A 25,643-nucleotide genomic window follows, 5' to 3' on the forward strand; every position below is an offset into this window, starting at 1 on the left:
AGCACAGTCGATGCCAATAAATGAAACTTATTATAAATCAAAGGCATCCGTGAATCCTCCGTTATTGCGGTTGCTGAGTTGTCCCAATGTGCACTAAGTCTGGGCGTCAGTTTTTGCGGCTGCACCAGATTGCACCACGGAGTGGTGCGTCAGCTATGGCAGGCTCAGAAGCGCTGTTGCCACGCTGAAGTAAATCAGCACGCCGCTGACATCGGCAATGGTGGTAATCAGCGGTGTACTGGCCGTAGCCGGGTCAAACTTCAGCTTATCCAGTAGGAAAGGCAGCAGCATTCCAATGAGGCTGCCCACCATCACCACAGCGATCATGGTCACCGCCACCGCGAAGGCAATGTCCGGCCCGGCCCTCATAAAGCCAACCACCATTACGGCGGCAGCCATGGTGACCCCCCAGGGCACTGGCTACCAGGGTTTCTTTGCCCAACAACTTCCCCCAGTCGGCGACTGTGACATCACCGGTAGCCATACTCCGTACCATAAGCGTGGCTGACTGTGCCCCCGGCATTACCGGCGCTGGCGACAAGAAGCGGCATGAAGAACAGCAAGGCAATGTGCTCGAAAATGATGTCTTCAAAATAGGCGATACCCGCGCCGGTAAAGATGTTGGCAAACACCAGAATCACCAACCATTGCACCCGCGAGCGGTAGAGCGAGAAGGGTGTTGCATCCCTCAGGCCGGTTTCCAGTTTGCCCACCGTGGCTCCTTTGTGGATGTCTTCGGTGGCTTCTTCTTCCGCTACGTCCATGGCGTCATCGTAGGTGACGATGCCCACCAGCCGTTCGTCCTGATCCAGGATTGGCAGTGCCAGCAAGTCGTAGCGTGATATCAGTCGGGCCACTTCTTCCTGGGGAGTGTCGGTGCTGGCGGTTCTCATCCAGCAGGTTGAAGAAGTCGGCCCGCTCATCCGAGGGCATGGCGGTTACCAGCTCAGCCAGATCCCGGGTGGGCAGGAGTTCGGCAATCAACGTTTGGGTGTTGAGGCCGATGTATCCGAATACCTTGGCGCTGTGTTCCGTTGTCAGGGCCCGGAGCAGGCGAACGCCTTCTCCGTTATCCGGATGTTCCTCTACAAACTCCGCGAGGTCGGCGGCATTGAACGTGGCGGCCGCAGCCTGAATCTGCGCCTGATCATCGGTCGCGATGGCCTCAAAGAGGGGCTGATAGAATTCGGAGTCCAGGTATGACATTCGTTACCTTACTCTTTTGGTGTCATTGTTTCGGCTGTCTGCTCGTTGTGATTGTGCAGGTCTCGCCACTGCTTGAGGAATTCCCGGTACCGGTCCAGGGCCTCCTCAACCACAGATACAGATGGAGTGTCTGTTGATCGGACCAGCACAATCAGTCCCTTGCCCTCGACCTCTTCATTGGTGGGAGGGTGGCAAATCACTTCATTGTCGTGATCGATATACGCCAGGGCAGTGCCAATGCCGTGGCGCACGAGTGCGCTGACGATGTCTGCCCAGACCAGGTCGTCCAACTCCAGATCATAGCGGTGAGGATGGTCGCGTTCGTAATTGAACATGTCTTCCAGCACCTTCTCGGAACCCGGTGCCACCACGGCACGAACCATGATCTCAGGGTAGGTGCGAACCGGACGGATGGTGGTGCGTACCCCAAGTGTTTTGAACCGGTCGCGATTGTGATCACTCACGCATTCCACCGTTGTTCGGCCCCCCAGGTTGGATTCCACCAACCTGTGGGCGATATCGAAGGTCAGGCTGTCTGAGAACGGATCAGATTCGTCTGCGGCGAGCACAATGATGTGTTTGGCGCTGCCGGCATGCACCGCTTTCAGGGCTTCTGGATCGTTGCCCGCGCCATGAAAATGGACCATCCCGCAGTCGGACAGTTCTGCAGGTAAACCACCCGGGAACTGACGGGTCAGCAGCATGATGGGTACCGTGTGGTATTCGGGTACCGAGCGGATCTGGGAGGCAAAGCGCATAAAGTACTGCTCGCCGCCACTTCGTGGGGTGTTAATGATTACGATGTGATCTTTCATGTTGTAAATCCAGCGTCCGGTCAGGATTCGTTCACGGCGGTAGAACCGGTATTCAATATAGTCGCTGACGATCAACGTCAGCAGCGTGATGGCACTGATAAACATCAGCAGGATGGTGCTCAGGCGGCCAACGGTGGTTTCTGGTGCGAAATCGCCGTAGCCCACGGTAACCAGCGTGGTCATGGTCATCCACGCTGCCTCGAACAGCGTCAGAGGCTCTGCCGCCCAGATAATCAGTATCTGGGTGATGAGCAAGCAGCCCAGTATGGCAAAGAGCCGCCGCATACGATTGCGGATCAGGCCGCCCATGGGCAGGTGAGACTGCGTATGTTCGGGATTCAGCGGGCGGCGATTGCGCATCATAGAGTTGGCGTGCCTGTTCAGTCCTTGGCGAGTTCGTTATACAGTACCGGAAATATATCAGAGAGACAGGGGTTTGCGTTATGTCTGAGCCTTGGGGTTCACTGCCAGCGGAACTGGCCAACGATGTGTCAGGTTGTTGGGCTTCGATATTCCCGGACGGGATTCCTAGCTGGTTGACCGATGACGCAGACCTGACGGAAGCCGATATTGCCGAAGCCTTTGCCCGAAGCCTGTTCTTGCGGCAAACCATAGAGCGACATTCTGAACAGATTCGCTCGGCGGTACAGGCACGGCCACTGCAAGAACCCACCACCGAATCCTGGCTGGCGGAGCGCTGGGCGTCTTTCCTGGGCTCGGTGGATTCTGAACCGGCGTTGCACGCCGCACTCAGGCAATTCCGGCGGGAGATCCAGTTCCGGATTATCTGGCGGGATCTGCTTAAGTGGGCGGACCTTCAGGAAACCATCGCCGCCACCAGTGCGTTCGCCGATACCTGTATTGATGGCGCGCTGGATTGGCTGTACGAACAGGCTTGTGAAGAGTCCGGAACGCCCTGGGGCAAAGACCCGGTAACCGGTGAGGAAGCTCCCCAGAAAATGGTGGTGCTGGGCATGGGCAAACTCGGCGGCCGTGAACTGAACGTCTCTTCTGATATTGATCTTATCTTCGCCTTCCCGGGCAAGGGCGAAACGCGCGGTGGTCGGCGAGCCCTGGATAACCAGCAGTTCTTTATTCGTCTGGGGCAAAAACTGATCCAGGCGCTGGACCAGATCACCGCCGACGGCTTTGTGTTCCGTGTGGATATGCGCCTGCGTCCCTACGGCCAGAGCGGCGCCCTGGCCCTGAGTTTCGCAGCGCTGGAAACCTACTATCAGGACCAGGGCCGTGACTGGGAACGCTACGCGATGGTGAAAGCCCGGGTAGTGGCGGGCGACCAGCGGGCAGGGGAGGTGCTGATGAGTAGCCTCCGGCCCTTCGTTTACCGGAAGTACATTGATTTCAGTGCCTTTGAGTCGCTGCGCAATATGAAGGCAATGATCAGCCGGGAAGTGCGCCGCAAGGGGCTGGAAAACAACATCAAGCTGGGCAGCGGCGGCATCCGTGAAATCGAGTTTGTGGTGCAGGCGTTTCAGCTGATTCGGGGCGGCAGGGACCGGGAGCTGCAGCAGCGGGAACTACAGGTGATCCTTAAAGAGCTGGAGGAGCTGGAACTACTGCCCTCCACCGTGGTTCGGGAGCTTCGGGATGCCTATGTGTTCCTGAGAAACCTGGAACATGCCCTTCAGGGCATGGAAGACAAGCAGACCCAGGAGCTGCCCGACGATGCACTTTCTCTGGCTCGGATATCACGGATCATGGGTTACGAGGATTGGTCCGCCTGCCAGAAGGCCCTGACAGAGCATCGTGAGCGTGTGGCCACACATTTTTCCAATATCATTGCCTCGGAGGAAGAGGAGCAGGAGGGCGAAGCCGGCATTGAGGATGGTTGGTTCGAACTCTGGCTTGCAGAAATGGAGGCGGCTGCTGCCGTGGAGTGGCTCTCGGAGCAGGGGTTTGAGCGCCCTGAGGACAGCGTCCAGAAACTGGCGGATCTGCGTGACAGCCGCACCGTCCAGACGCTGCAAACCCAGGGCCGCCGGCGTCTGAATGAATTCATGCCACTGCTGTTAAGTGCCCTCACTGGTGTAGAGAATCCCTCTGAAACGCTCGAACGAGTGCTTCAGCTGGTGGAGGCAATCCTCCGCCGAACGGCGTACATGGTACTCCTGATGGAGAACCCCGGCGCCCTGACACAGTTGGTACGCCTGTGCAGCGATAGCCCCTGGATCGCCAGCCTGCTGGCGGAAACCCCGCTGTTGCTGGACGAGTTGCTGAACGCCGAAAGCCTGTACACGCCCCCCGCCAAGGAAGAATTGCAGGATGACCTGCGCCAGCAAATGCTGCGGATTCCCTATGAAGACCTGGAAGAGCAGATGGAATCGCTGCGGTATTTCAAAAAGGCCCATGTGCTGCGGGTAGCTGCCTCTGAGATCAAAGGCACCCTGCCGTTGATGAAGGTGAGTGATTACCTCACCTGGATAGCCGAGGTGGTGCTGGACCACGTGGTGGATGTGGCGTTCGCAAACCTGGTGAGCCGGCACGGCTATCCGCGCCGGGCTGATGGCTCCGCCTGTGATACCGACTTCGCTATCATCGGCTATGGCAAGCTCGGCGGCATCGAATTGGGTTACACCTCAGATCTGGATCTGGTGTTTGTGCACCAGGCAGACCCGGAACTGGCCACCGACGGCGACAAGCCCATCGACAATGCCGTGTTCTATACCCGCCTCGGCCAGCGCATCGTCCACATCCTCAGCACTCAGACCCCGTCCGGCCAGTTGTACGAAGTGGATATGCGTCTGCGCCCTTCGGGCAATTCCGGGTTGCTGGTCAGCACCTTGCAGGCCTTTGAAAAGTACCAGCAGAACGATGCCTGGACCTGGGAGCACCAGGCCCTGGCCCGGGCCCGTGGGGTGGCCGGCTGCCCGGATACCCTGAAAGCCTTTGAAACCATTCGCCACAACATTCTTTGCCAGCCACGAAACAAGCAGGCATTGCGCAAGGAAGTGGTGGATATGCGGGAAAAAATGCGCGCCAATCTTGGTACGCCTGAGGCCCGGCGGGAAGAAGTGTTCCACATCAAGCACGACAACGGCGGCATTGTTGATATCGAGTTCCTGGTGCAATACCTGATGTTGGCCTGGAGCGCCGAGCACCCTGAACTGACCCAGTGGAGTGACAACATCCGGCAGATGGAAGAACTGGGACGTGCCGGCGTGATGGTGGTGGAAGATACCGAAAGGCTCAGGGAGGTGTTCATAACCCTGAGATCCACCATCCACCGGAGGGCCCTGCAGAACCTGAACAGCCAGGTGGAGGGAGACGCCTTTCCCGAGGAGCGGGCTTACATACAATCCATGTGGCAAAAAGTGATGCTCGCCGATTAAGCAACATTCAATTCCGGCAGAGAATCCTGCTAGAATGCCGTTTCCCCGAAAAACCGCTTTTTTTAGGAGCAGAACAGAATGTCGATGGCTGACCGCGATGGCGTTATCTGGCTGGACGGAGAAATGGTTCCCTGGCGTGATGCCAAGACCCACGTCCTCACCCACACCCTGCATTACGGCCTGGGCTGTTTTGAAGGCGTGCGTGCGTACAACACCGCGAACGGCCCGGCGATTTTCCGCCTGAAAGAGCACACCGACCGCCTGTTCCGCTCCGCTCACATCCTGAACATGAAAATGCCGTTCAGCAAGGATGAGATCAACGAAGCCCAGCGTGCCGCGGTTCGTGAAAACAATCTCGATGAAGCCTACCTGCGCCCCATGGCGTTCCTGGGCTCCGAAGGCATGGGACTGCGTGCCGACAACCTGAAAGTGCACGTGATGGTTGCCGCCTGGAGCTGGCCGTCCTACATGTCGCCGGAAGCCAAAGAGTTGGGTATCAAGGTACGCACCTCGTCCTACACCCGCCACCACGTGAACATCACCATGTGTAAGGCAAAGGCCAACGGCAACTACATCAACTCCATGCTGGCCCTGAACGAAGCCATCTCCGGCGGTGCCGAAGAAGCTCTGCTGCTGGATAACGAAGGCTACGTGGCTGAAGGCTCCGGCGAGAACATCTTCATCGTGCGTGATGGCGTGCTGCACACTCCGGAGTTGACCTCCTGCCTGGAAGGCATCACCCGCGCAACCATCATCGACTTCGCCAAAGACCTGGGCCTGCAGGTGAAAGAGCGTCGCATCACCCGTGACGAAGTCTACGTGGCCGAAGAAGCCTTCTTCACCGGCACCGCCGCCGAAGTGCTGCCCATCCGCGAGCTGGATGGCCGTCAGATTGGCGAAGGCAAGCGCGGGCCGATTACCGAGAAGCTGCAGAGTATGTATTTTGATGCGGTTAAGGGGAGGTTGGATAAGCATTCTGAGTGGCTGACGCCGGTTCGGTAAAGGCTCCCATGAGGGAAGGCTACGTTAGAAACGTTGGGGCCACCGGAGTCAATCTGGTGGCCCGTTCGTATGTGGCGGATTTCTCCGAGCAGTGGTTTAACCCGGAGTTTTGGGCAGAACGGGCAGTTCCAGTAACAAAAGGCGGCCGTGGCTCGGCCTGGTTTGTTCACTCACCGGTGGGCGACCTGGTGTTGAGGCAATTTTCCCGAGGTGGCCTGCCGGGGCGCTTCATCCGTAGCGAGTATGTCTATACCGGAGAGGATCGCGTTCGGTCCTTTGCTGAGTTTCGATTACTTGATCAGCTTTATCGCCAGGGGTTTCCCGTTCCCGAACCGGTTGCCGCCGGTTATCAGCGCCAGGCCAGTCTGTTTTATCGTGCCTCCATCATCATTCGCCGGATTCCCGGAGCAGCGCCGCTAACCGATTACTCCGGCGCGGATTGTTTGCGCGTTTGGAAAGCAGCCGGGGGCTGTGTGCGGCGCTTCCACGATGCAAGGGTTTATCATGCGGACCTGAACTGCATGAACATTCTGGTGGCAGGGAGAGCGGTGTATCTGATTGACTTTGACCGCGGAAAAATCGTGCCGCTAATGCAGGGTGACCGCTGGAAAGCAGAAAACATCGGCCGGTTGCAACGTTCTGTCACTAAATGCCTGGGTGACGTAGATGATTCTTTAAGGCTCCGCTTATGGCAGGCGTTTATGGCTGGTTATGAAGGGGGAGGTCAGTAAACCGGCGTCTCGCCCGGAGCCGTTCTGCGAAAACGTTTGTACTCCCATTGGTATTGAGCCGGAACATCGGCGATGCACTTTTCAACCGAGCGATTAAGAGCAGTAAGCGACTCACGCATGTCCTGTGATGCCATCCCGGGTTCGGCTTCTCGAATGACCATTTTGAAGCCTTTTCCGTCGGGCAATCGTTGGGCATAGGTGACCAAGGGTCTCGCACCGGTTTTGTGAATCAGCTTGGAGGCCAGGGTCATGGTGATGGTCGGGATGCCGAAAAATGGCGAGAACTCGCCGCCTTCTTTTCGTGGTGTCTGGTCTGGCAGGATGCCGACGACTCCGCCTTCCCGAAGAATGCTGAACAGCCGCATAATACCGCGCCGGTCAGTCGCGACCAGTTCGGACCCGCTGCGACTGCGTACCGCTTTCATGTACTCTTCGAAGCCGGCCTGGTTTGGCGGGCTGTAAAGTGCCGCCATCTTGTAACGTGACGCAAAGAACAGTCCGGTGAGCTCCCAGTTGCCCAAATGCGGTGCCAGTAACAGCAGGCCTTGTTTGCCAGATTGATAATCAGCGAGTAGCTCTTCCCCTTCAATCTCGCGGATCAAGCCGAGGCAGCGCTCGACGGGCCACTCCCACATTATTGGAAGCTCCAGCGCGGTTGCGCCGGTTTCACGCAGGCTCTCGCGGCCCATTGCTTCAATCGCTTCCTCCGAAAGATCCGGATAACAGGCTCGAAGGTTTTTGCGGGTGGTTTCGACCGAGCGCCCCTCAAGTTTCCAGGCAAGACTGCCGAGAAGCCTGCCCAGGCTCTGAGCATTGCGCAGGCCCAGCAAAGACAGCAGGCGAAAAACGACTTTGATGAGCTTGCCAGTCACGAAATCTTTCCATTTGAGGTAGAAACAGGGCCGAAAAAGTAACATTGTCACCAACACCGCACAAGGTGATTGACGCTTTGTAACAGCACGGTTGTCGGCTTTTGAAGCTTGGCCATGATAGAATTCGCGGGTTTTTACATGACGTTGCCCGGGCCCGAACTATGTGGAACCTTATTAAACTCGCCTTTTTCCGGTTTGCAGCCGGTGGCTGGATTCCTGCACGGTGGTTCGAGCCTGACCTGCCGCCAAAGGACAAGCGAGCTGCGCGCACCGGCCACCTCAAACTGGAGGTGGTCAGCCATTGCTGGAACTATTCCCATTTTCTGGTTTACCAACTGAGCTCTCTGGTGCTGTTCCCGCCAAAAGAGCTGGATGTCACCATGACGGTTTTTTACACTCCGGAGGACAAGAAAACTGCCGAACTCCTTGCCTTTTTTGGTGACCAAGTGGCTCCCGGTATTACTTGGAACTGGCAGCCAATCGCGAAACAGGAACTATTCCGTCGCGGCATTGGCCGTAACCGGGCAGCACTTGCTACGACCGCCGACTGGGTGTGGTTTACGGATTGTGATCTCATGTTTCGTGATGGTTGTTTAGATGCTCTCGCTGCGGCACTTCAGGGCCGCCAGGACGCCTTGCTGTTTCCCGAACAAGAGCACACAACCGACTTGTTGGCCGAGGATAACCCCCTGTTGCAAGCGGGTACCATGGAGCCGCAAGTGCTTGATATCGATATCGGTTCCTTCACCACCAGAAACATCGCCAAAGCCACCGGCCCGCTTCAGATTGCCCATGGTGATGTGTGTCGAGCCGTGGGCTATTGCCGAAACATCGGGTTGTATCAACAGCCGGTAGAAAACTTCGCCAAGTGCCACGAAGACCGAGCCTTCCGGTGGTTACTGCAGAGCCAGGGCGTGCCCATTCAGATTCCTGGTGTTTACAGGATTCGCCACGTTGCCAAAGGCCGATATTCCGGCAATGAAGCTCGGAGTAAACTCAGGACCAGGCTACGGGTTTGGCAGTCTTGGTGGCGGGATCGGAAGCAGGGCAACCCCTCATGAGTCGCCTCCAGAGAACGGTTCTGATTACACCGACGTGGGCTGGTGATTTCGAGCATTTCCGATTGATGCGAGCTTCGCTTGAGCAGTCCGGTTTGAACCACCTGCCACACTATGTGGTGGTTCAGCATGAAGATCTCGAACTGTTCCGAGAGTTTGCCGACACACCCGGTTTGCACCTTCTGTCGACGCAAGACGTTTTGCCTCCCGAGGTCGAAGCAATCCGCGTTAGGGCCCGAAACCTTTCTTCAAGGTTTGGGCGGGGCCTGACCAAGATTTTTGGGAGCCTGAAACGCCTCATTTCGTGGCCAATATGGCCATCCTATACCGGGTGGCATACCCAGCAACTGTGCAAGTTGAAGCTGGCGAGTGAGCTTGATTGTGATCTGGCTGTGATCATTGATTCGGATGTGTACGTTACGCCGGGTGCGCAAGTCGATGATTTTGTATCGACTTCAGGGTCAGTGTGCTTTGCTGACTGGAAATCCCGAACTGACTTGAAGGGGAAGGTGGCTAACTGGGTGGCAGTTTCAGAGGCAATGGCAGGGGCCGTCAACGCTGACCGAAAGGTTAACGTCTATTTTGACACGCCTTTTGTTTTTGATCAGAGGCTTTTGCGTGCGGCCCTGAATTTTCTGGAGAGGGGTAGCAGAAAACGTTGGTGGCAGGTGCTTCTGGATCAACCTCCGAGAAGGTGGTCCGAATTCGGCTACTACAAAGCGTTTCTGGCGTGTCAGTGCGACGCCAGTGAGGTCGAATGGCGTAACCCAGTATCAAGTCGTTACATATTTGATACCAGCGATCCTGAAAAGGTTATTCACGCGGTGACCTCGATGCGTGGGGATCTAGGCGTGCACTACATTACGATTCATTCGCAGGCTAGTGGGCGAGAGAGTTGGGCGCCCAGTGCTTATATAGATCCTTTGATTCGTCAATTGCAGGCGGGCTGACGACCTATGCAGGGTGTTGTAGACATGGGACAGGTTTCAAGTGACCGTGAAATGACGGCTGTATGGTTTGGTCGATTGGGGTTTCTGTTCGGTATCTGGCTTTTCTTAAGCGTATCTGCGCCTGAGGTGGTATTCAGAACCTTTTTTCACGCTTTGATCTTACCTCTCACCGCATACCTGGCTTTGCAGAGGCGGGATCTGGTTGATCTGAAAGAGCCGTTTATCGCTGTTTTCGTCCTTTTCTGTACCTATATGTCTGTTTCTACATGGTTTGTGGGGAATGGTCCTGTTAAGGATGACTGGCAGGCGTCACGTTGGGGCGTTGAAGCGGCCTTTGGCATGCTCGCATTTCGCCTGTGGATGTCCAGTATCGTTCGTTACAGAAAGGTATGGGGATATGTATTTTTGTGTGCGGCACTACTCGGTTCTCTGGCAGGCCTGGCAACTCTTCCGTTGCCTGAGTTTGGGGGCTTGCGGACGAGTGGTTTGGGTATGTTGGAGCATCCTATTCAAGGTGCGTCGATAGCGATTGTGCTCATGGCAATTGGCTTGTTTATCTTGTTGCATAGAAATGAGCCAATACAGCCCGCCGAAGTGTTTTTCGCTGTTCTGGTGATCGTTGCTACCTGCGTCTTTGTGATAATGACCAAAAGTCGGGCTCCCATTCTGACAATGTGCGCCTATTTGACGTTTTTTGTTTTTGTCCTCGGGGCCAGATTCCGCCCGCACCTAACCGCATTTTGTGTTGTCTTTGCGGGAGCCCTAATCGTAGTAAGTGTTCAGTCACTCGTGGGATTTGAACTCTTGGTTGAACAACTATTCAAGAGAGGCGATGCACATCGCTTTGATATTTGGGAGGCTTACGCATCTTACCCGCCCGAGTCTCTCTGGTTTGGCAACGGTGCGGGAATGGACTTCAAGTTGATGGATGCCTCGCGTCAGTTTCTTGAACCTTTGGGGCTTGATATATCCCATCCGCACAATATCTGGCTTGGGGTTTGGGCTGAAACGGGTTTTATTGGCGTTGCATTCCAGCTTGCCTTATTGGGATTGCCGGCGCTTTGGGCTATTAAGGCGCCAATCAGTCCCCTGGTAAAAATGCATTTGTTGGCGCTTCTTGCACTCTTTGTGATGCTCACCTTCACGGATGAATACACCTTGCTGATTTCGATGCACCCAATCTGGTTGATTGGTTGGCTTCCTTTGGTTTTTGTGTGGTCATGGGCCTGTTCTGCTCATGCTGGGGTTAAGAAACATAACAGGGCTGGGGAGGCTTATGTCCAATAACCGAATAGCCGTGTGTATCTTTTCGTTCAATCGAGGGAAATTTCTCCGAAATTGTGTTGAGTCGATTCTACGATGCATCCCGGACGCAGACATTGCCATTTTTGATGACAACAGCACTGACTCCGAAACCTGCGAGTATCTGAACACTATTTCGGACGCCTGTGAGGTAATCAAACCGGAGAAAGAGGGCAGCATTAAGCATGGCGGTCTCTATCATAATATGAACTCGGCGCTTACACGGTTTCAGAGTCGTCGCCTTGTTTGTTTTCTTCAGGATGATACGCAAGTTGTTCGACCTATATCGCCAGAAGAATTGACCTCTCTGGATAAGCTGTTTGACGATACGGAAGGTCTTGGGTTTATTCATCCTTGCTTCATTCGAGGTGTCGACCTGACGAAACGGCCGATAACACCATTACAGGGGCCATCAGCCGAATTTTTCTTCAGGAAGGACACGGGGCAGAGTGCAGGTATCCACTACTCTGATCTGGTTGTTTTTCGTCCGGAGAGACTTATCGGGGCAGGCTGGCAATTCAAGCAGTCCGAACCTGCCAATGACCAACAGGCAAAGTCGCTTTTCGGGATGATGGCGTACATGTGGCTGCCTTTCGCAATGTGGCTGCCTGAAGTTCCTGCATATCGGGGAAAGAATAAAACCTTGGGACTGAAGCTCGCAGAGCGTAAGAAGCGTGTGGGTTTCTATCCATTTCGGATTTGGTCTGAGGGGCGGGCAAAAGAAATCAGATCTGTACCCGACCAAAAGTTGCCCGTGGCCGAGGAATTTCTTGAGTGTACTCCCAAAGATCCACCCAAGCCCTGGACCTATAATCCATTAACGGGATTGCGGTTTTATAAGCAGCTCAACAATCTTGAGGTTGCTCTTAGGCGATGGTTTAAGCACTAGTTTTTGGCGCGGGTTAGTTTCTCTTTAGGAATAGTATGATGAATGATCAGCCTGAAATAATTGTCATCAGCCTTCTCAGGGCGGTTGAGCGCCGAGAAGCGATTAAGGCACAGTTTTCGCACCTGGGCGTAGACTTTCGCTTCTTCGATGCTGTGGATGGCAAGAAAGGACATGAGCTGTTTTCAAGGTTCGATGCACGGAAGGCGAAGCGTATTGGAGAAATTCCGCTTACTGCAGGACATTTGGGCTGCTATGCCAGTCACTATCTGGTGTGGCAGCGCTGCTCTGAGTCCAACAAGCCGATCATTGTTCTGGAGGATGACGCACAAATTTTTGAGGAATCATTTCTGCGGTTTCTCGGTGTTTGCCCAGCTCTTCCAGAGACTATTGAGTGTGTCAGGCTGTTTGACAGCAGATCCAGGAACACGGAAAGGTTAAGAGTCTTTGATCAAAACGGCGTAACGGTTTGCAAGTTTCTCAGGGGGCATAAAAGCGCCACCGGATACTTTTTAAGGCCTTCTGCAGCAAGAAAATTTTTACAGTACGCGGACACCTGGGCCGAGCCAGTTGATATTGAAATGGATCAGTTTTGGGACAACGGTGTCGAATGCTTTGGTGTTGAGCAAGCGTGCGTGACCAACAACCCGGAATTTGAGTCTGCTATCGACACCGGCTTTAATACCAGAGACTTGAGAAAAGGTTTGATGCGGCTTCGCTGGCGTTGGTATTTGATCAAGGGGAAAATTCGTAGGGAGATTCATAATTTCAAATTCAGGAAATCGCTGAATTTGGGCCAGAAGAAATCTTAGCGGCAGGCTTGGCATGGCCGAGTAGGTGGTTTGAATTGTCTTATATTCCAAAATGCTTTCACTTTATTTGGGTGGGTGATGAAAGTCGTCGCCCAGATGCCTGTTTTGAAACGTGGCGGTCATTGAATCCCGAATTTTCATTGAAAGTGTGGGGGAATCGGGAATACGATGAATTTCCATGGCGAACCAAACGACACATGGATGCGATGTGGAAAACAGGGCAGCTTTTCGGCGTGGCAGACTTGATGCGATGGGAAATACTTTTTAATGAGGGAGGTTTTGCTCTGGATGCTGATTCAATAGCCCTTTCTCCTTTGCCAGACTGGTTGTTTGATTGCACCGCATTTGCGTGCTGGGAAAATGAACTGATTTCGCCGGGCCTAATTGCTAACGGTTATTTTGCCTCCCGCCCTGGTGATCGATTGATTGGGCAACTACTGGAAAAGTTCCTTTCCAGCAAGTACTTGGCAAGCAAGTTTGTCTGGTACAAGTTGAAACATAAACCAGTTGCTGCTTGGAAAACCGTTGGTCCGAGAGTTTTGACCGAGACGGTTCGAGAAATGGGTTATAGTGACTTAACGGTTCTTCCAAGCCATTTTTTTTGCCCGAGGCATCTAAGCGGAGAAACCTATAGAGGATCGGGACCTGTCTTCTGCGACCAACTATTTGCAAGTAGTCGGCCTAACGGTTATCAAGAGCTAAAGTTAAATCAAGAAACTGCAGAATCATTGATCGCCATGGCACGAGAGCGCTTGGGGCGCTAATCTAAATTTTGCCGGATTTGCTTGATGAAAGCCTCGATTTTCGCCAGTTTTCGGAGAAGCCGATACCGCCTTAAGGGATCATAAATCCATGGTGATTTAAGGCCTTTTACTCTCACTGTCAGGAAGTCTTCCGCGATTGGAACCTGATCTGTTGGCCTGCTACGCAACCTTTGTATTGCTGACTCATCCATTATGTTGAAGGGATAAAAACCCGCCTTATTGACGATTTCAGCAAGCCGGAATGTGAAGCTTTTTTTCTTGTTTCGGTAAGCAGGCGGATTGGGTAGCCACATAGCAAACGGTGCAAAAAGGTAACCCATTTCCAGGAAATTCTGTTTTGCCTGTTGTTCGTTCTCAAATTCCCCCGGCACAAATTTCCAGTCAACTGAACGCAAACGGTCGCTCCTGGTTACGGAGATGTCGGAATAGTAAACGCCTGCCACTTGTTTATTGCTGCGGTGCTCGCAGACGTAAACGTCACGATCATCGCGATATATAAATCGATCCAGCGTCCGCTGACGAGTAATTCGTTTCTGGAAGACGGGTGCAAGAAATCCTGCATTCGGGAATTGGTCAAACTGGTTGTTCAGAAATTCCAGATCCTGATCATCAATAGGTCGTATTAGCTGCGTATCATCCTGGAGAAAGCATATCAGTGTGACTTCTTCCAAGGAGTCAACAGCTCTCTGCATGTTCGTATAGAGAGCCCCGTGCTGGTCGCCGGATTTTTTATCATCTCTGGTGCGCACTTCGTGCTTTTCCGCAATCTCGCCAAGAATCTGAATAGTCTCAGGATCATTGCTGGCGTCGTCATAGATTATGATGCGATGTTTCGGGGCGCAGATTTCAATTGATTCGACACAGTTCCGTAGGTGAGGCCCGCGATTGTAGGAGAAAACGAAAAATATCAAGAGATGGCTCCTTTTCGGGGCTCGCTGATGTGTAAATTGATACCATGTGGCGTTTGAGTGATGCCTTGGTTTTCAACTCGGATTCTGTGCTCCTTGTTCGCCCTGACAGTATCAGGATCAACATACCCCCTTGCATGATCGAGATGAATAACAATTGCGTTATACCTCACATGTTTCGGTTTGATGCCCAGATTAACCAACCGAACTCCAAATTCTCTGTCTTCACCGCCATAGGCCATGGTTTCATCAAAGCCGTTAACTGCAAGCACATCTTTTTTCCACACCGATCCATTGGAGCCTTTGAAGCGGCAGCGTGTTGGGGTTAGGGTGTTGAACAATCGGGCCTTCCAGCCACGAGCAGTTAGCTTGCTGTTCTTGTACGTGGAACCAAGTCCATGCGCTTTGAGCCATTCGAGTTCGAAACACCGCCCGGCCAGAATGTCTTCACGCGTTATCGCTTTGCTCGTCTCCATGGGCAGCTTGTGGTAGCCGCCTGACAGGTAATAGCCAGGCGCAGCTTCGGTTGCATGTACCTCAAGAAAGTCTTTGCGAGGAATACAGTCGCCATCGGTGAATACCAGATATTCTGCCTGAGCTTTGAGTACCGCCTTATTCAGGATTCGGCACTTCTGAAAACCGTCATCCTCCTGCCATACATGGGTTATCGTGAGACCGGTTTCATCTCTCATGCGATCAATAAGCTGACGTGTTTCATCTTTTGAACCATCATCAGCAATGATGATCTCAAAATCCTTATGGGTTTGTGCGCTGTATCCCCACAGGACTTTTTCTAGCCACTCAGGTGAGTTGTAGGTGCTGATGATCACAGAAAGCTTCATAAGTAGTGTTCGCGTACCTTGATATGACAGTTATTCATAAAACCGAGATAACTCCTCCAGAACCCGAAGGGCTATAGAGGGCTTGAGCTCATAATTCCGGACCGGTTCCAAACTCCGGCTTACCACATCAACATTACCAGAAGCATGGGTAACGACGGCGAGCTCTTTCGTCAAAAGCGCATAGTCCATATAACTATGGGCTATGCTCCATGGACGTTCTTGAGGTTCGAACAAGCCATTTCCGGTTGCGTAATGGCTTGGGTCTGGGCTCTGACAACCCAGCAAGTCACCCATAAGCGTTGGGGCTATATCGAAATTCTCGGTTCTGTAATCAATTCGTTGTGCCGGTTTGCCGGGCCAGTGTACCACCATTGGCACCCTAAGCTGATAGTCGCCGAAGTTGCTGCCATGTCCCCAGTAATTTTTCCCATAGTCGTTAAACTCCTGGCCGTGGTCGCCGGTAATCATAACGACGGTGTCATCAAGCAGGTCTCGGCTCATAAGGTCGTCAAGAACGCGGCCGATCAAATTGTCCACAGGCCGCTCTTTGCGTGGAATGATTGATACGGCGCATGGTGTCTCGAACTCCGGTAATTTATGGGGTGGCATACCAAAAGCCCGATATTACCGATTTTTTGTTAGGTAGCTAAGTCAGTGCTTTCCGCTAACGCGCGCCTCTTCCCTTGGCAATCAATGTATGTGCAAAGTTGCGTTAGCCTCTGCCGTAAACATCTTCGAGTCGAACGATGTCATCTTCACCGAGGTAAGAGCCAGACTGCACTTCGATTAGGTCAAGATCGATCACGCCGGGATTTTCCAGTGAGTGGATCTGGCCTACCGGAATGTAGGTAGACTGGTTTTCGGTCACCAGGTAGGTTTTTTCCCCATTGGTGACTTTGGCCGTGCCACTAACGACAATCCAGTGTTCAGCCCGGTGGTGATGCATCTGTACCGAAAGCTTGGCGCCTGGTTTAACGGTGATGCGTTTTACTTGAAAGCGCTTGCCGTTGTCGATGGAGTCGTAAACGCCCCAGGGACGGTAAACCTCCCGGTGATTCAGATGTTCGTGTCGCCCATCGCCTTTGATGCGCTCGACCACCTTTTTAACGTCCTGAACTTTGTCTTTATGGGCGACCAGCAGGGCATCTTTAGTTTCGATGATCACCAGATCCTTTACCCCGACGGTTGCAACCAGTCGGCTTTCTGCCCTCACCAGGGTGCTCTCGGTATCGTGAGCGATGACATCGCCGCCAAAGCTGTTGCCGTTGGTGTCTTTCTCTGACACTTCCCAGAGTGCAGACCATGAGCCAATGTCGCTCCAGCCTGCATCCAGCGAGACTACTACGGCGTTGCTGGTTTTTTCCATGACCGCGTAATCAATAGAGTCCTCCGGGCACTCCCCAAATATGCTCTCGTTAATACGGGTGAAGTGGAGGTCTTCATTGGCGTCATCTACCGCCGCCTGGCAGATGGCGAGAATCTCCGGGCGATACTTCTGGAGCTCCGCGAGATATTGACGCGCACCGAACATGAACATACCGCTGTTCCAGAGGTAGTCGCCAGAAGCAAAGTAGCCCTGGGCAGTATCCAGGACGGGTTTTTCAACAAACCGGTTAACGCTGTAGCTACCTGATTCGAGTGCCTGACCTTGCTGAATGTAGCCGTAACCGGTTTCGGCATGGCTTGGCACAATTCCGAAGGTGACAAGATTGCCTTGTTGCGCCAGCGGAACCGCTTTTTGTATACCTTGCTGAAAGGCGGTGACATCCTGGATCAGGTGGTCAGCCGCAAGCACCAGCATTAGCGGGTCGGCAGAGTCGTCACCAACAGCTTTGGTAAGTTGCAGGGCAGCCAGAGCAATGGCTGGCGCGGTGTTGCGCCCGCATGGTTCCAGGATGATTCGCGCATCTTTATAGCCTGCCTGGCGCATTTGTTCTGCAGCGAGAAAGCGATGTTCTTCGTTGCATATCAATAACGGATCTGCTGACTCCATACCGTCCAGTCGGGTAACCGTGAGTTGCAGCATGGACAAACGATCATCCGTCAGTTTCAGAAACTGTTTTGGGTTCAGTTGCCTGGACAGCGGCCAAAGGCGAGAGCCGGTGCCTCCGGCCATAATGACGGGATGAATCATGTAATTGCTCCAAACGAAGGTTTCGGTCAGCATTGGCCCTTATAATTCGCAAAATACTATCACAAGAGTTTTCGCTCTGTAGTGTTTCGGTCTGAGTGGAATCAACCTTACAGGCATTATTGATGAAGCTACCGTTATCGGTTTATTACATCACACTCAATGAGGAGCAGAGGCTGCCGGAATCTCTTGAGAAGGTTCGGGGTTGGGTCGATGAGATTATTGTTGTTGATTCAGGTAGCACGGACCATACGCGGGAAGTAGCGGAGGCTGCTGGCGCTCGTGTTGTCCATAGAGAATGGGAAGGGTTTGCTGTTCAGAAATCGTTTGCCGAATCTTTGTGCAGCAATGACTGGGTGCTCAACCTGGACGCTGATGAAGTGCTCTCTGATAAACTCGTTGGGTCAATCAAAAAGCAGTTTTCTGACTCGATTCCTTCGGACATCGCCGGGTTCAGCTTTCGTTGGAAGGTTCGTCCGCCAATGCCTGGGCACCCCTTTCGCCATGACAAGACGCACCTTTTACTGCGCCTTTACCATACAAGCAGGGCGGGCTTTGTTTCCGAAAAACACAGTATCCATGACCGGCCAAAGCCCCATACAGGTCGCGTTGTTCGCCTTAAGGGCGATGTCTATCACAAGACGCTGATATCACTTGAGCAGTTGGAAAAGAAGTATTGCAAGATGTCGTCGGACCAAGCTTGCCATCTCGTGGTCAAGGGGCGGAATATATCCGCCATCCGGCTGTATTCGGAATTCCCGGTCAAATTCCTCCGATATTATTTCTTGCACCGCCAGATTCTGAATGGCTGGTTTGGCTTCAGTGTTTCGATTACGGCAGCCAATCGCAATTTTATGCGATTGGCCAAGGCAAAGGAGTTGCAGATGATTGAACGCCTGGAAGGTAAGGCTCAAGGCTCCAGACAGTCACGGTAGACCCTGACAGTATTTTTTGTCATTGCGTCTACGGACAGTTCTGCCTGGGCCCGTGTTCTGGCCGATGCCTGAGCGTTGTAAGCGCTGGCTAGGTTGATATTGAGGTGATCGGCAAATTCCTCGGATGATGCATTAGTTGGAATCACGAAATCGCCTGGAAGAAATTCGTTTGCAATGGGTACATCCGTTGCCACAACGGGTTTATCAGACTGCAATGCTTCTGCAAAGACGTAGGAAAAACCTTCCCGCCGTGACGAAATGACGACGGCGTCTACAGCGCTCATTAATTCCGGAATGTTTGTAACGTGGCCGAGAAGCTTGACTCTTCCGCTCAGGTTCAGGCGGTGGATTTGTTCGTCGAGGTTTTTGAAATTTGGGCCAGAACCGGCGATCAGCAACGTTCCTTTAACGTGCTGAAAGGCTTCAATTAGCCGGTCGAAGCCCTTTGCAGCGACCAATCTTCCGACTGAGAGCCACACTGGCTTAACATCGCCCGAGCTAATTGCACCGGCTGGTGAAGCGTGTGCCTGAGTGTCGAGGCCGTTGTATACGACCGTAACATTTGAATGGCCAATGTCGCGGGCGAGCGCGTTGCTAACGGCGATCATACGGCAAAAACGCAAAGGGTTGGGGTACCTTTTTTTGAAATTATGGATGGTTGCTATAAAGACTGTTTTCTTGAAGAGGGGGCTGATTCGCTGAACGATGTGGGCTGCCTTGCTACCTTGTGCATGCACGACATCAAACCGATATTCCCGGAGGATACGAGCAACCCGAAAGTAAGTTGCTACGGAGTGCCTGGATAAACGAGAGTTGATTGGCAACCGGGTAATATTGGCGTCCAGAGCCTGAAGATGTTCCGGAGCTGCCATGCAAAACACCTGAATGCCAGAGCTGGCGAGCCCGTTTGCAAGTTCTGAATAATGTTTTTCCATTCCGCCTTTTGCAGTCCCGGGCGATACCATGAACAACAATACCTTCACGATTGATTACCCTTGAGCTGGATTGTATGCTCATAAATCCCCAAAGTCCCCTCCGTCTGCGCCCTCAACAAAAACCGCTCTGGCAACTCAATCTCCGGCCGGGGCTTATCCAGCAATCCCAGCACCGCACTGGCAAACGCGCCGGTGTCGTCCGGCGTCACCAGTCCGTCCCGAAAGCATGCCTGCAGCGTTTCCGCCGCACCGCCCCGGTTGTAGGCCACCACTGGCGTGCCGGACGCCAGGGCTTCGGTCACCGTGCGTCCGAAGGGTTCCGGCTTGGTGGACATGTGGCAAACCACATCAGCGAACAGATACAGGTTGGTCATGTCGTTGCGCTGGCCGAGGAATGTGACTTTATCGGTCAGGCCTAGCCGGCTGCGCTCTTTTTCAAGCTCCTGCAGGAATCGTTCTTTTCCCGGTTCGGCCCCGCCCACGATGATGCCGTGACAATCCGGTCGCTGGCGCACAATGCGGGCCATGGCTTCAAGGTAGTCCAGTTGGCCTTTCCAGCGGGAAATGCGGCCGGGCATCATAATGATTTTCTTGCCGGCCAGCTGGGGGAAGCGGGACAGGAGGATGTCCAGCCACTGGTCGTTGATGGCCCGGTTACGAAAGGCGTCGATGTCGACGCCGCGCTGGATCACCGTCAGCTTGTCTTCCGCTACCTCGAAATTCTTCAACACGTAATCCCGCACGCAATTGGAGACGGCAATGATCTGGTTCGCCCTGGTCATGATGGCGCTGTAGGGATTGACGGAATACATACCGTGAAAGGTCGAGACAACGGCGGGCTGTTGGTCGGCAGGCAGGGTCTTCAGGGCCAGGTGGATAATCCATGCGGGCATGCGTGAGCGGACATGAACAATGTCAGGCCGCAGCTCCTGCAACAGCTTGCGCATGGGCAGAATCTGCCCGAAAGACGCGGGCGTTTTCCGGTGGATTGGCATGTGGATGTGGGTTGACCCCTGGCCGCGAACCTGTTCCGCCATCGGGCCGCCGTTGGAAACTACATAGGATTGATGACCACGCTTGACCAGTTCTGCGGCGAACTCCACGGTGCCTCGCTCCACGCCGCCACTGTAGAGTGCCGGAAGAGCCTGGAGAATCTTCATTGCTTGGCCTCCTTTCCTGATTTTTGAAAAGCAGCCAAATAGTTACCCGCCACCCATCGGGCGGCCCGGTCGGCTTCCCAGAGTCGTTCATGCCTTTCTGCCTGTTCGGCCATCACGCTGGCATGGTCTGCCCAGTGGGCAATCAGCCCCCGCTCTGTCAGGCGTTTTACTCCGTTCGCCACGCGGCTGTTGGCACGCGCATTCAGGTTCAGCAGGCCGGTGGGCACGCCGGAAGTGGCGGCTTCGCACACCATGGAAATGCTGTCCGGCGTTACCCAGACCGCGCGGGAAGCAGCGAGCTGGTGGCTGAGCCAGTCATCGTGGGTACGGGTGTGATGCACTACGGAGATTTTCGGGCTCTGCAATTCGGCCAGCCGATCGGTGGTGCTTTCTGGTGTGCGCCGGGAATCGGTGATGGTCCAGCGCCACTGAGGGTAGCGGGCTATCAGGTCGCTTATCTGATTCAGAATGGCATCTTCGTCCCAATCGAAATGTTCCGAATGCCCACCCACCAGGATCAGGGCTTCCGGTTTGCGGGTTAGCCGGGCGAGGGGTGTGATGGTGTTGATCACGCCTTCGGTGTGCAGGATGTTGTTAGCAGGCTTTACCTCGTCATGGGCCGGGATAATCGCGCCATCTACCCAGCCCAGTGGGAAGGCCGGTTTCATCAGTACCAGGGTTTTGGCCTTGCCCAGGCGCCGAAGTGCCAGTAATAAACGGTGAGTGCCGGTGCCTGCGGCGACCATCAGGTCTGGTTTGGGCAGTGCCGTATCCATGGCAGGGGCCACACCCAGAAGGGCTCGCCAAAGAGGTACCGGGTATTCGTCGGCACTGACCCAGTAGAGCGCCGCGCCAGTCAGCACCCGCAGGCGGTTGCCCAGCCCTTTGAGCTGGTTCTTGTGGCCGGGCTTGTTGTCTGTCAGCAGCCAGACAACCGGTGCTTGCGCTTGATTGCTCACGGGTTATTCCTTGCGCTTGCGCCCGTAAAAGCCGGGGTCGTCGCGGTCGGGGCGGGTTTTAAAGCGCCGGTGCATCCACAGGTATTGGTCCGGCGCTTTGCGAATCTCCTGCTCGATGATGGCGTTGATCCGGGTTGCATCGTCCAGGTCGTCACCGCTTGGGAAGTTCTCAAGGGCGGGGTGGAAATAGATGTCATAGCCGGGCTTGTCATCGCGGCGAAAATGGCTGAAGGGCACGACTTTGCAGCCGCTGCGTTCGGCAATTCGCGAAGTGGCTGTGATGGTACCGGTGGGAATGCCGAAGAACGGGGCAAACACGATGTCCTTACGGCCGTAGTCCTGATCTGTCGCATACCACACGGCGCGATTTTTCTTGAGGCTACGGAACAGGCCGCGCAGGTCGCGGGCACCTAGCACGGTGCCATAGCGCCGGCCCCGGGCCCTGGTCATCACGGCATTCATCAAAGGGTTGTTGTGATCACGCTGCATAACGTCAGCTTCTATGTATTCGGTGACCAGGCTGCCACCCAGGTCGAGCGTGCTGTAATGGCCGCCCAATAGCAGCACGCCCTTGCCGGCTTCCAGCGCTTTCTCGAAATGCTCGATGCCGTGAATGCGGGTCATGCCGGTCAGCTTGGCCGGGTCCCGGAACCAGGCAATGCCCAGTTCCATCAGACCAATACCATTGGCGATAAAGGCATTACGTACCAGGGCCGCCTGTTGCTGTTCATTCAACTCCGGAAAGCACAGGCGAATGTTGACCTCGGTGATATGCCGGCGGCTCTTGGCCAGTTTCCAGGCCAGCAATCCCACCATCTTGCCCAGCCACCATTGAAACCGGATGGGCAGTTGGGCAACCAGCCACATCACGCCAATACCCAGCCAGGTTGGCCACCAGCGAGGATGACGGTAAGCTGAGTAGTCGGTATTCCTTGGAAGTTTGCGGTACTTCTTTTTCAAAATCGTGAATCCTGCATCGACAAACGTTTAGCCCGGGGGCAAGATGCAACCCCTCGACATTTTTCGTCCTATGATAACGCACTGTTTTGCCGGGAGTCCTGCGTGTTCCAGTTTATCTATTCCCTGCTGATTCGCCTGGCGCTGCCGTTTATTCTCATCCGGCTTTGGTGGCAGGGCCGCAAGGCGCCGGCGCTCAGGCAGGACTGGCAGCATCGCCTGGGCCATGTGCCTTCCATACCCGGGCCCGTCATCTGGGTGCATGCGGTCTCCGTGGGCGAGACCATCGCCGCCGGCCCCATGGTGCGTCGACTGCTGGCGCGCAATCTCGGTGCCACCATTCTAATGACGGCCATGACGGACACAGGCCTGGCCCAGGCCCGGAAAATGTTCGGTAACAGGGTAACCTATGCCTACGCGCCATACGACACACCCGGCGCTATTCGTCGATTTCTTGGCAATATCAATCCGCGCATCCTGGTCATTATGGAAACCGAGATCTGGCCCAACATGATCAGCCAGTGCCGCCGCAAAAACGTGCCGGTGTTTCTGATCAATGCCAGGCTGTCGGAGCGCTCTGCCCGGGGGTACGAGCGGGTCAGGGGGTTGGCGGCGCCGATCATGAAAAGCATCACCTGGGTGGCGGCCCAGGCAGAACCGGATGCAGAACGCTTTCGGCGCATTGGTGTTGCCGCAAGCCACGTCGAGGTGACGGGCAGTGTGAAGTTCGATGTCGACATTCCGGAGGATGTCCGGCTTGCCTCTGAACGTTTTCGTACCACGCTTGGCCCCCGCCCGGTCTGGATCGCCGGCAGCACACACAGCGGTGAGGATGAACAGCTGCTTCAGGCTCACCGATTGGTGCTTGACGCACACCCTGATGCCCTGTTGATTATTGTACCGCGCCACCCGGAACGCTTTGACACCGTAGCGGTCATGGCGCAGGAGCTGGGCTTTCAGGTTGCACGGCGATCTCAGGGGCAGGGGGTCGGGGGCGTGCAGGTTTATCTGGCCGATACCATGGGGGAGCTGATGATGCTCTACGGAGCCAGCGACCTTGCCTTTGTAGGTGGTTCACTGATCGAACGGGGCGGTCACAATCCGCTGGAGCCGGCAGCCTGGGGGATTCCATTGTTTTCCGGGCCTCATGTGTTCAATTTTGAGACCATCTACGAACGGTTGTTGGCAGACCAGGGGGTGCAGTTGGTTCAGGGGGCAGACGACCTGGCTCGGGCGATCAATCTATTGTTTGCCAACCCGGTGGAACGCAAAGCCTATGGAGAGCGGGCGCTGGCGGTGGTTAACAAAAACCGGGGCGCATTAGACCGGGTGGTTGAGGGGATTATCGAAAGGCTGTGATTCCGGGGCAGTCGCCACCGGAATCACACGGACGACGGCGCCATTACTGCGTTGGGTCGTCCAGAGTCAGATCTTCTTCTGCCAGAGCTTCGATGCCCCTGGCGTTGGCGCTGAGCCAGTTGTTCAGTTCAATCAGGTCTTGCGGGCTCAGAGTGCCTGCCGCCTGTTTCAGCTGTAACGTGTTGATCACGTAATCGTAACGGGCATTGGCATAATCCCGAAGGGCCACGTAATACGCCCGCTCGGCATCCAGCACTTCCACAATGTTCCGGGTTCCCACATCGTAACCGGCACGGGTCGCGTCCAGCGCACTGCGGCGGGAGATGATGGTCTGCTCCAGAGCCGAGGCGGTTTCAACGTTATTGTTTACGGTCAGGTACAGGCTGCGTGTATTTACCCGAACATCCCGGCGCGTTGTGTTCAGGTCTTCCTGAGCGGCGGTAACCAGCGAGCGCTGCTGGCGCACGCCGGCTTGTGTGCCACCGCCCATGTAGAGTGGAACATTCAGCTCAAGGCCAATCACGCCTTGTGTGCCTTCCTGCTGAGTATTCTTGGCTCCATCCAGTTCAGACTTGCCATAAGACGCAAACAGGTCAAGCGTGGGGAGGTGGCCGGATTTCGCAACCTTCAGGTTGGCTTCATTGGCATTCAGCTGATACAGCGCAGACTGGATAACCCAGTTCTGCTCGAGCGCGGTGTTTTCCCAGGCGGAAGGGTCCATCGGCTCCGGTCGGCCAAGCGGGAAGTTCTCGCGCAGGTTTTCCAGATCCTCTGCATATTCGCCAGTCAAACGCGCCAGTTGTTCACGGGCAACGTTGAGCTGGTTTTCAGCGGCGATGCGCTGACTTTTACTGTCATCGTAACTGGCGCGGGCCTCATAGACCTCGGTGATGGCAATCAGGCCGACATCAAAGCGTTCCTGAGCCTGCTCGTATTGCCGCTGAATGGCTGCTTCGGTGGCGCGTGCGGTTGTCACCGTATCCTGGGCACGCAGCACGTTGAAGTAAGCGGTGGCGACGTCCAGAATCAGCTGCTGTTGGGCCAGGTTGTACTGAGCCTGGGCGGCTTCGGTCTGGAACTGGCTGGCTTCGTAGCTGAACCAGTCTTGAGCCCGGAACAGTGGCTGGGTCAGCTCGACGCCGTAGCGGTAGGTTCGATAACTGTCTCCCGCGAAGAGTTGCCGCGTCAGCTCATCGGCGTTTGCCCCCCCGGGTATATTCCTGGGCTTGAAACGTGTGTAGCTTGCTGACCCAACCGCCGAGATTTTGGGCAGCAGGGCGCTCTTGCTGACATCGCTGGTTGCCTGCTGGGCCTGGAACTGTGCCATGGCAGAGGCAATGCCCGAATCGTAAGATAGCGCTTTCTCGTAGGTTTCCATCAGATCCAGAGAAAAGGCAGGCTGGGCTGCGAGCAGGGTGATCAATCCTGGAAGTAGACGTTTCTTCATTGTTTCTCCTGAAAAACTAACTCCGGGAATCTGCCCGGCAATGACCCAAAGGTATTGGTTGACCATTATGGACAATAATCAGTCCGGCCTCTACACTTGCATAGCTCAACCATTTTGTGAGCAAAACAAAATACTTATCGCGTCTTGACGGGGTGCCGAATTGCCAGAATATGGCGATCGGCTGAGATTGCAACGCAGAACCCGCGACCTGATCCGGATAATACCGGCGTAGGAATTAAGACCATATGAACCGCGTCAACAT

General features: G+C 54.6%; 24 protein-coding genes, 1 pseudogene and 1 riboswitch. Of the genes and pseudogenes, 11 read left to right on the top strand and 14 right to left on the bottom strand.

What is annotated here, in order from left to right:
* Nucleotides 1-153: 153 nt before the first annotated feature.
* The 4 genes and pseudogenes from ASQ50_RS21490 to ASQ50_RS14970 all read right to left on the bottom strand — a co-directional run bounded on the left by ASQ50_RS21490 (nt 154) and on the right by ASQ50_RS14970 (nt 2,384).
* A complete protein-coding gene (locus ASQ50_RS21490) occupies nt 154-399 on the bottom strand; it encodes a magnesium transporter (protein WP_058090039.1) in 246 nt (81 codons plus the stop codon).
* Between the two features lie 71 nt (nt 400-470).
* Nucleotides 471-893, bottom strand: coding sequence for a CBS domain-containing protein (locus tag ASQ50_RS21495; protein WP_058090040.1), 423 nt, complete (start codon nt 891-893; stop codon nt 471-473).
* A 40-nt stretch (nt 894-933) separates the two neighbouring features.
* Nucleotides 934-1,206: pseudogene (locus tag ASQ50_RS21825) on the bottom strand (magnesium transporter MgtE N-terminal domain-containing protein); the annotation flags it as partial.
* A gap of 8 nt (nt 1,207-1,214) precedes the next feature.
* On the bottom strand, nt 1,215-2,384 hold the full coding sequence (locus ASQ50_RS14970; RefSeq protein WP_058090042.1) for a potassium channel protein: 1,170 nt from the start codon (nt 2,382-2,384) through the stop codon (nt 1,215-1,217).
* A gap of 80 nt (nt 2,385-2,464) precedes the next feature.
* On the opposite strand from ASQ50_RS14970, the gene glnE reads away from it, so the two are divergent.
* From glnE to ASQ50_RS14985, 3 genes are all read left to right on the top strand, one after another.
* On the top strand, nt 2,465-5,371 hold the full coding sequence (gene glnE / locus ASQ50_RS14975; protein ID WP_058090043.1) for a bifunctional [glutamate--ammonia ligase]-adenylyl-L-tyrosine phosphorylase/[glutamate--ammonia-ligase] adenylyltransferase: 2,907 nt from the start codon (nt 2,465-2,467) through the stop codon (nt 5,369-5,371).
* Between the two features lie 78 nt (nt 5,372-5,449).
* The gene (locus ASQ50_RS14980) at nt 5,450-6,373 is read left to right on the top strand and encodes a branched-chain amino acid transaminase (protein WP_058090044.1); all 924 of its coding nucleotides are present in this window, start codon (nt 5,450-5,452) and stop codon (nt 6,371-6,373) included.
* On the top strand, nt 6,352-7,104 hold the full coding sequence (locus tag ASQ50_RS14985) for a 3-deoxy-D-manno-octulosonic acid kinase (protein WP_156510024.1): 753 nt from the start codon (nt 6,352-6,354) through the stop codon (nt 7,102-7,104). Before ASQ50_RS14980 ends, ASQ50_RS14985 begins: the two co-directional genes overlap by 22 nt.
* Here ASQ50_RS14985 and ASQ50_RS14990 read toward each other — a convergent pair.
* A complete protein-coding gene (locus ASQ50_RS14990; RefSeq protein ID WP_156510025.1) occupies nt 7,098-7,976 on the bottom strand; it encodes a lysophospholipid acyltransferase family protein in 879 nt (292 codons plus the stop codon). The two genes, ASQ50_RS14985 and ASQ50_RS14990, sit on opposite strands and share 7 nt — an antisense overlap.
* Nucleotides 7,977-8,137: 161 nt before the next feature.
* On the opposite strand from ASQ50_RS14990, the gene ASQ50_RS14995 reads away from it, so the two are divergent.
* From ASQ50_RS14995 to ASQ50_RS15020, 6 genes are read left to right on the top strand one after another with little or no spacing between them, the layout of a single operon-like run.
* Complete coding sequence (locus ASQ50_RS14995; RefSeq protein ID WP_058090047.1) at nt 8,138-9,037, top strand: glycosyltransferase family A protein; 900 nt, start codon at nt 8,138-8,140, stop codon at nt 9,035-9,037.
* Nucleotides 9,034-9,984, top strand: coding sequence for a DUF6492 family protein (locus tag ASQ50_RS15000; RefSeq protein WP_058090048.1), 951 nt, complete (start codon nt 9,034-9,036; stop codon nt 9,982-9,984). Before ASQ50_RS14995 ends, ASQ50_RS15000 begins: the two co-directional genes overlap by 4 nt.
* A gap of 24 nt (nt 9,985-10,008) precedes the next feature.
* The gene (locus ASQ50_RS15005; protein ID WP_197492696.1) at nt 10,009-11,271 is read left to right on the top strand and encodes an O-antigen ligase family protein; all 1,263 of its coding nucleotides are present in this window, start codon (nt 10,009-10,011) and stop codon (nt 11,269-11,271) included.
* On the top strand, nt 11,261-12,175 hold the full coding sequence (locus ASQ50_RS15010) for a glycosyltransferase family 2 protein (protein WP_058090050.1): 915 nt from the start codon (nt 11,261-11,263) through the stop codon (nt 12,173-12,175). Before ASQ50_RS15005 ends, ASQ50_RS15010 begins: the two co-directional genes overlap by 11 nt.
* 35 nt (nt 12,176-12,210) lie before the next feature.
* On the top strand, nt 12,211-12,984 hold the full coding sequence (locus ASQ50_RS15015) for a glycosyltransferase family 25 protein (RefSeq protein WP_082888500.1): 774 nt from the start codon (nt 12,211-12,213) through the stop codon (nt 12,982-12,984).
* A gap of 35 nt (nt 12,985-13,019) precedes the next feature.
* A complete protein-coding gene (locus ASQ50_RS15020; RefSeq protein ID WP_156510026.1) occupies nt 13,020-13,748 on the top strand; it encodes a glycosyltransferase family 32 protein in 729 nt (242 codons plus the stop codon).
* Here ASQ50_RS15020 and ASQ50_RS15025 read toward each other — a convergent pair.
* From ASQ50_RS15025 to ASQ50_RS15040, 4 genes are all read right to left on the bottom strand, one after another.
* Nucleotides 13,745-14,659, bottom strand: coding sequence for a glycosyltransferase family 2 protein (locus tag ASQ50_RS15025; protein WP_058090053.1), 915 nt, complete (start codon nt 14,657-14,659; stop codon nt 13,745-13,747). The two genes, ASQ50_RS15020 and ASQ50_RS15025, sit on opposite strands and share 4 nt — an antisense overlap.
* Nucleotides 14,656-15,486 (bottom strand): glycosyltransferase family 2 protein, encoded by an 831-nt coding sequence (locus ASQ50_RS15030; RefSeq protein WP_264754022.1) that lies wholly within the window; start codon nt 15,484-15,486, stop codon nt 14,656-14,658. Before ASQ50_RS15030 ends, ASQ50_RS15025 begins: the two co-directional genes overlap by 4 nt.
* 42 nt (nt 15,487-15,528) lie before the next feature.
* Nucleotides 15,529-16,035 carry a sulfatase-like hydrolase/transferase gene (locus tag ASQ50_RS15035; protein ID WP_058090055.1) on the bottom strand — a complete coding sequence of 169 codons (507 nt, stop codon included), beginning with the start codon at nt 16,033-16,035 and terminating at the stop codon, nt 15,529-15,531.
* Nucleotides 16,036-16,210: 175 nt separating this feature from the next.
* Entirely contained in the window at nt 16,211-17,632 is a 1,422-nt protein-coding gene (locus ASQ50_RS15040) for a mannose-1-phosphate guanylyltransferase/mannose-6-phosphate isomerase (RefSeq protein ID WP_058090096.1), read from the bottom strand.
* Between the two features lie 122 nt (nt 17,633-17,754).
* On the opposite strand from ASQ50_RS15040, the gene ASQ50_RS15045 reads away from it, so the two are divergent.
* Complete coding sequence (locus ASQ50_RS15045; RefSeq protein ID WP_058090056.1) at nt 17,755-18,564, top strand: glycosyltransferase family 2 protein; 810 nt, start codon at nt 17,755-17,757, stop codon at nt 18,562-18,564.
* Here the strand turns inward: ASQ50_RS15045 and ASQ50_RS15050 are convergent.
* From ASQ50_RS15050 to lpxL, 4 genes are read right to left on the bottom strand one after another with little or no spacing between them, the layout of a single operon-like run.
* On the bottom strand, nt 18,540-19,547 hold the full coding sequence (locus tag ASQ50_RS15050; RefSeq protein ID WP_058090057.1) for a glycosyltransferase: 1,008 nt from the start codon (nt 19,545-19,547) through the stop codon (nt 18,540-18,542). The two genes, ASQ50_RS15045 and ASQ50_RS15050, sit on opposite strands and share 25 nt — an antisense overlap.
* Complete coding sequence (locus ASQ50_RS15055; protein WP_058090058.1) at nt 19,544-20,659, bottom strand: glycosyltransferase family 4 protein; 1,116 nt, start codon at nt 20,657-20,659, stop codon at nt 19,544-19,546. The genes ASQ50_RS15050 and ASQ50_RS15055 overlap by 4 nt, the downstream gene beginning before the upstream one ends.
* Entirely contained in the window at nt 20,656-21,618 is a 963-nt protein-coding gene (locus tag ASQ50_RS15060; protein WP_058090059.1) for a mitochondrial fission ELM1 family protein, read from the bottom strand. Before ASQ50_RS15060 ends, ASQ50_RS15055 begins: the two co-directional genes overlap by 4 nt.
* Nucleotides 21,619-21,621: 3 nt before the next feature.
* Complete coding sequence (gene lpxL, locus ASQ50_RS15065) at nt 21,622-22,578, bottom strand: LpxL/LpxP family Kdo(2)-lipid IV(A) lauroyl/palmitoleoyl acyltransferase (RefSeq protein ID WP_076657227.1); 957 nt, start codon at nt 22,576-22,578, stop codon at nt 21,622-21,624.
* 102 nt (nt 22,579-22,680) lie between these two features.
* On the opposite strand from lpxL, the gene waaA reads away from it, so the two are divergent.
* Entirely contained in the window at nt 22,681-23,934 is a 1,254-nt protein-coding gene (gene waaA / locus ASQ50_RS15070) for a lipid IV(A) 3-deoxy-D-manno-octulosonic acid transferase (protein WP_058090060.1), read from the top strand.
* Between the two features lie 43 nt (nt 23,935-23,977).
* Here waaA and ASQ50_RS15075 read toward each other — a convergent pair whose 3' ends face one another.
* Nucleotides 23,978-25,381 carry a TolC family outer membrane protein gene (locus ASQ50_RS15075; protein WP_058090061.1) on the bottom strand — a complete coding sequence of 468 codons (1,404 nt, stop codon included), beginning with the start codon at nt 25,379-25,381 and terminating at the stop codon, nt 23,978-23,980.
* Between the two features lie 138 nt (nt 25,382-25,519).
* Nucleotides 25,520-25,633, top strand: a riboswitch (TPP riboswitch).
* Nucleotides 25,634-25,643: the final 10 nt, after the last annotated feature.

It is taken from the genome of Marinobacter sp. LQ44, assembly GCF_001447155.2.
In the GTDB taxonomy this organism is placed as follows: Bacteria; Pseudomonadota; Gammaproteobacteria; order Pseudomonadales; family Oleiphilaceae; genus Marinobacter.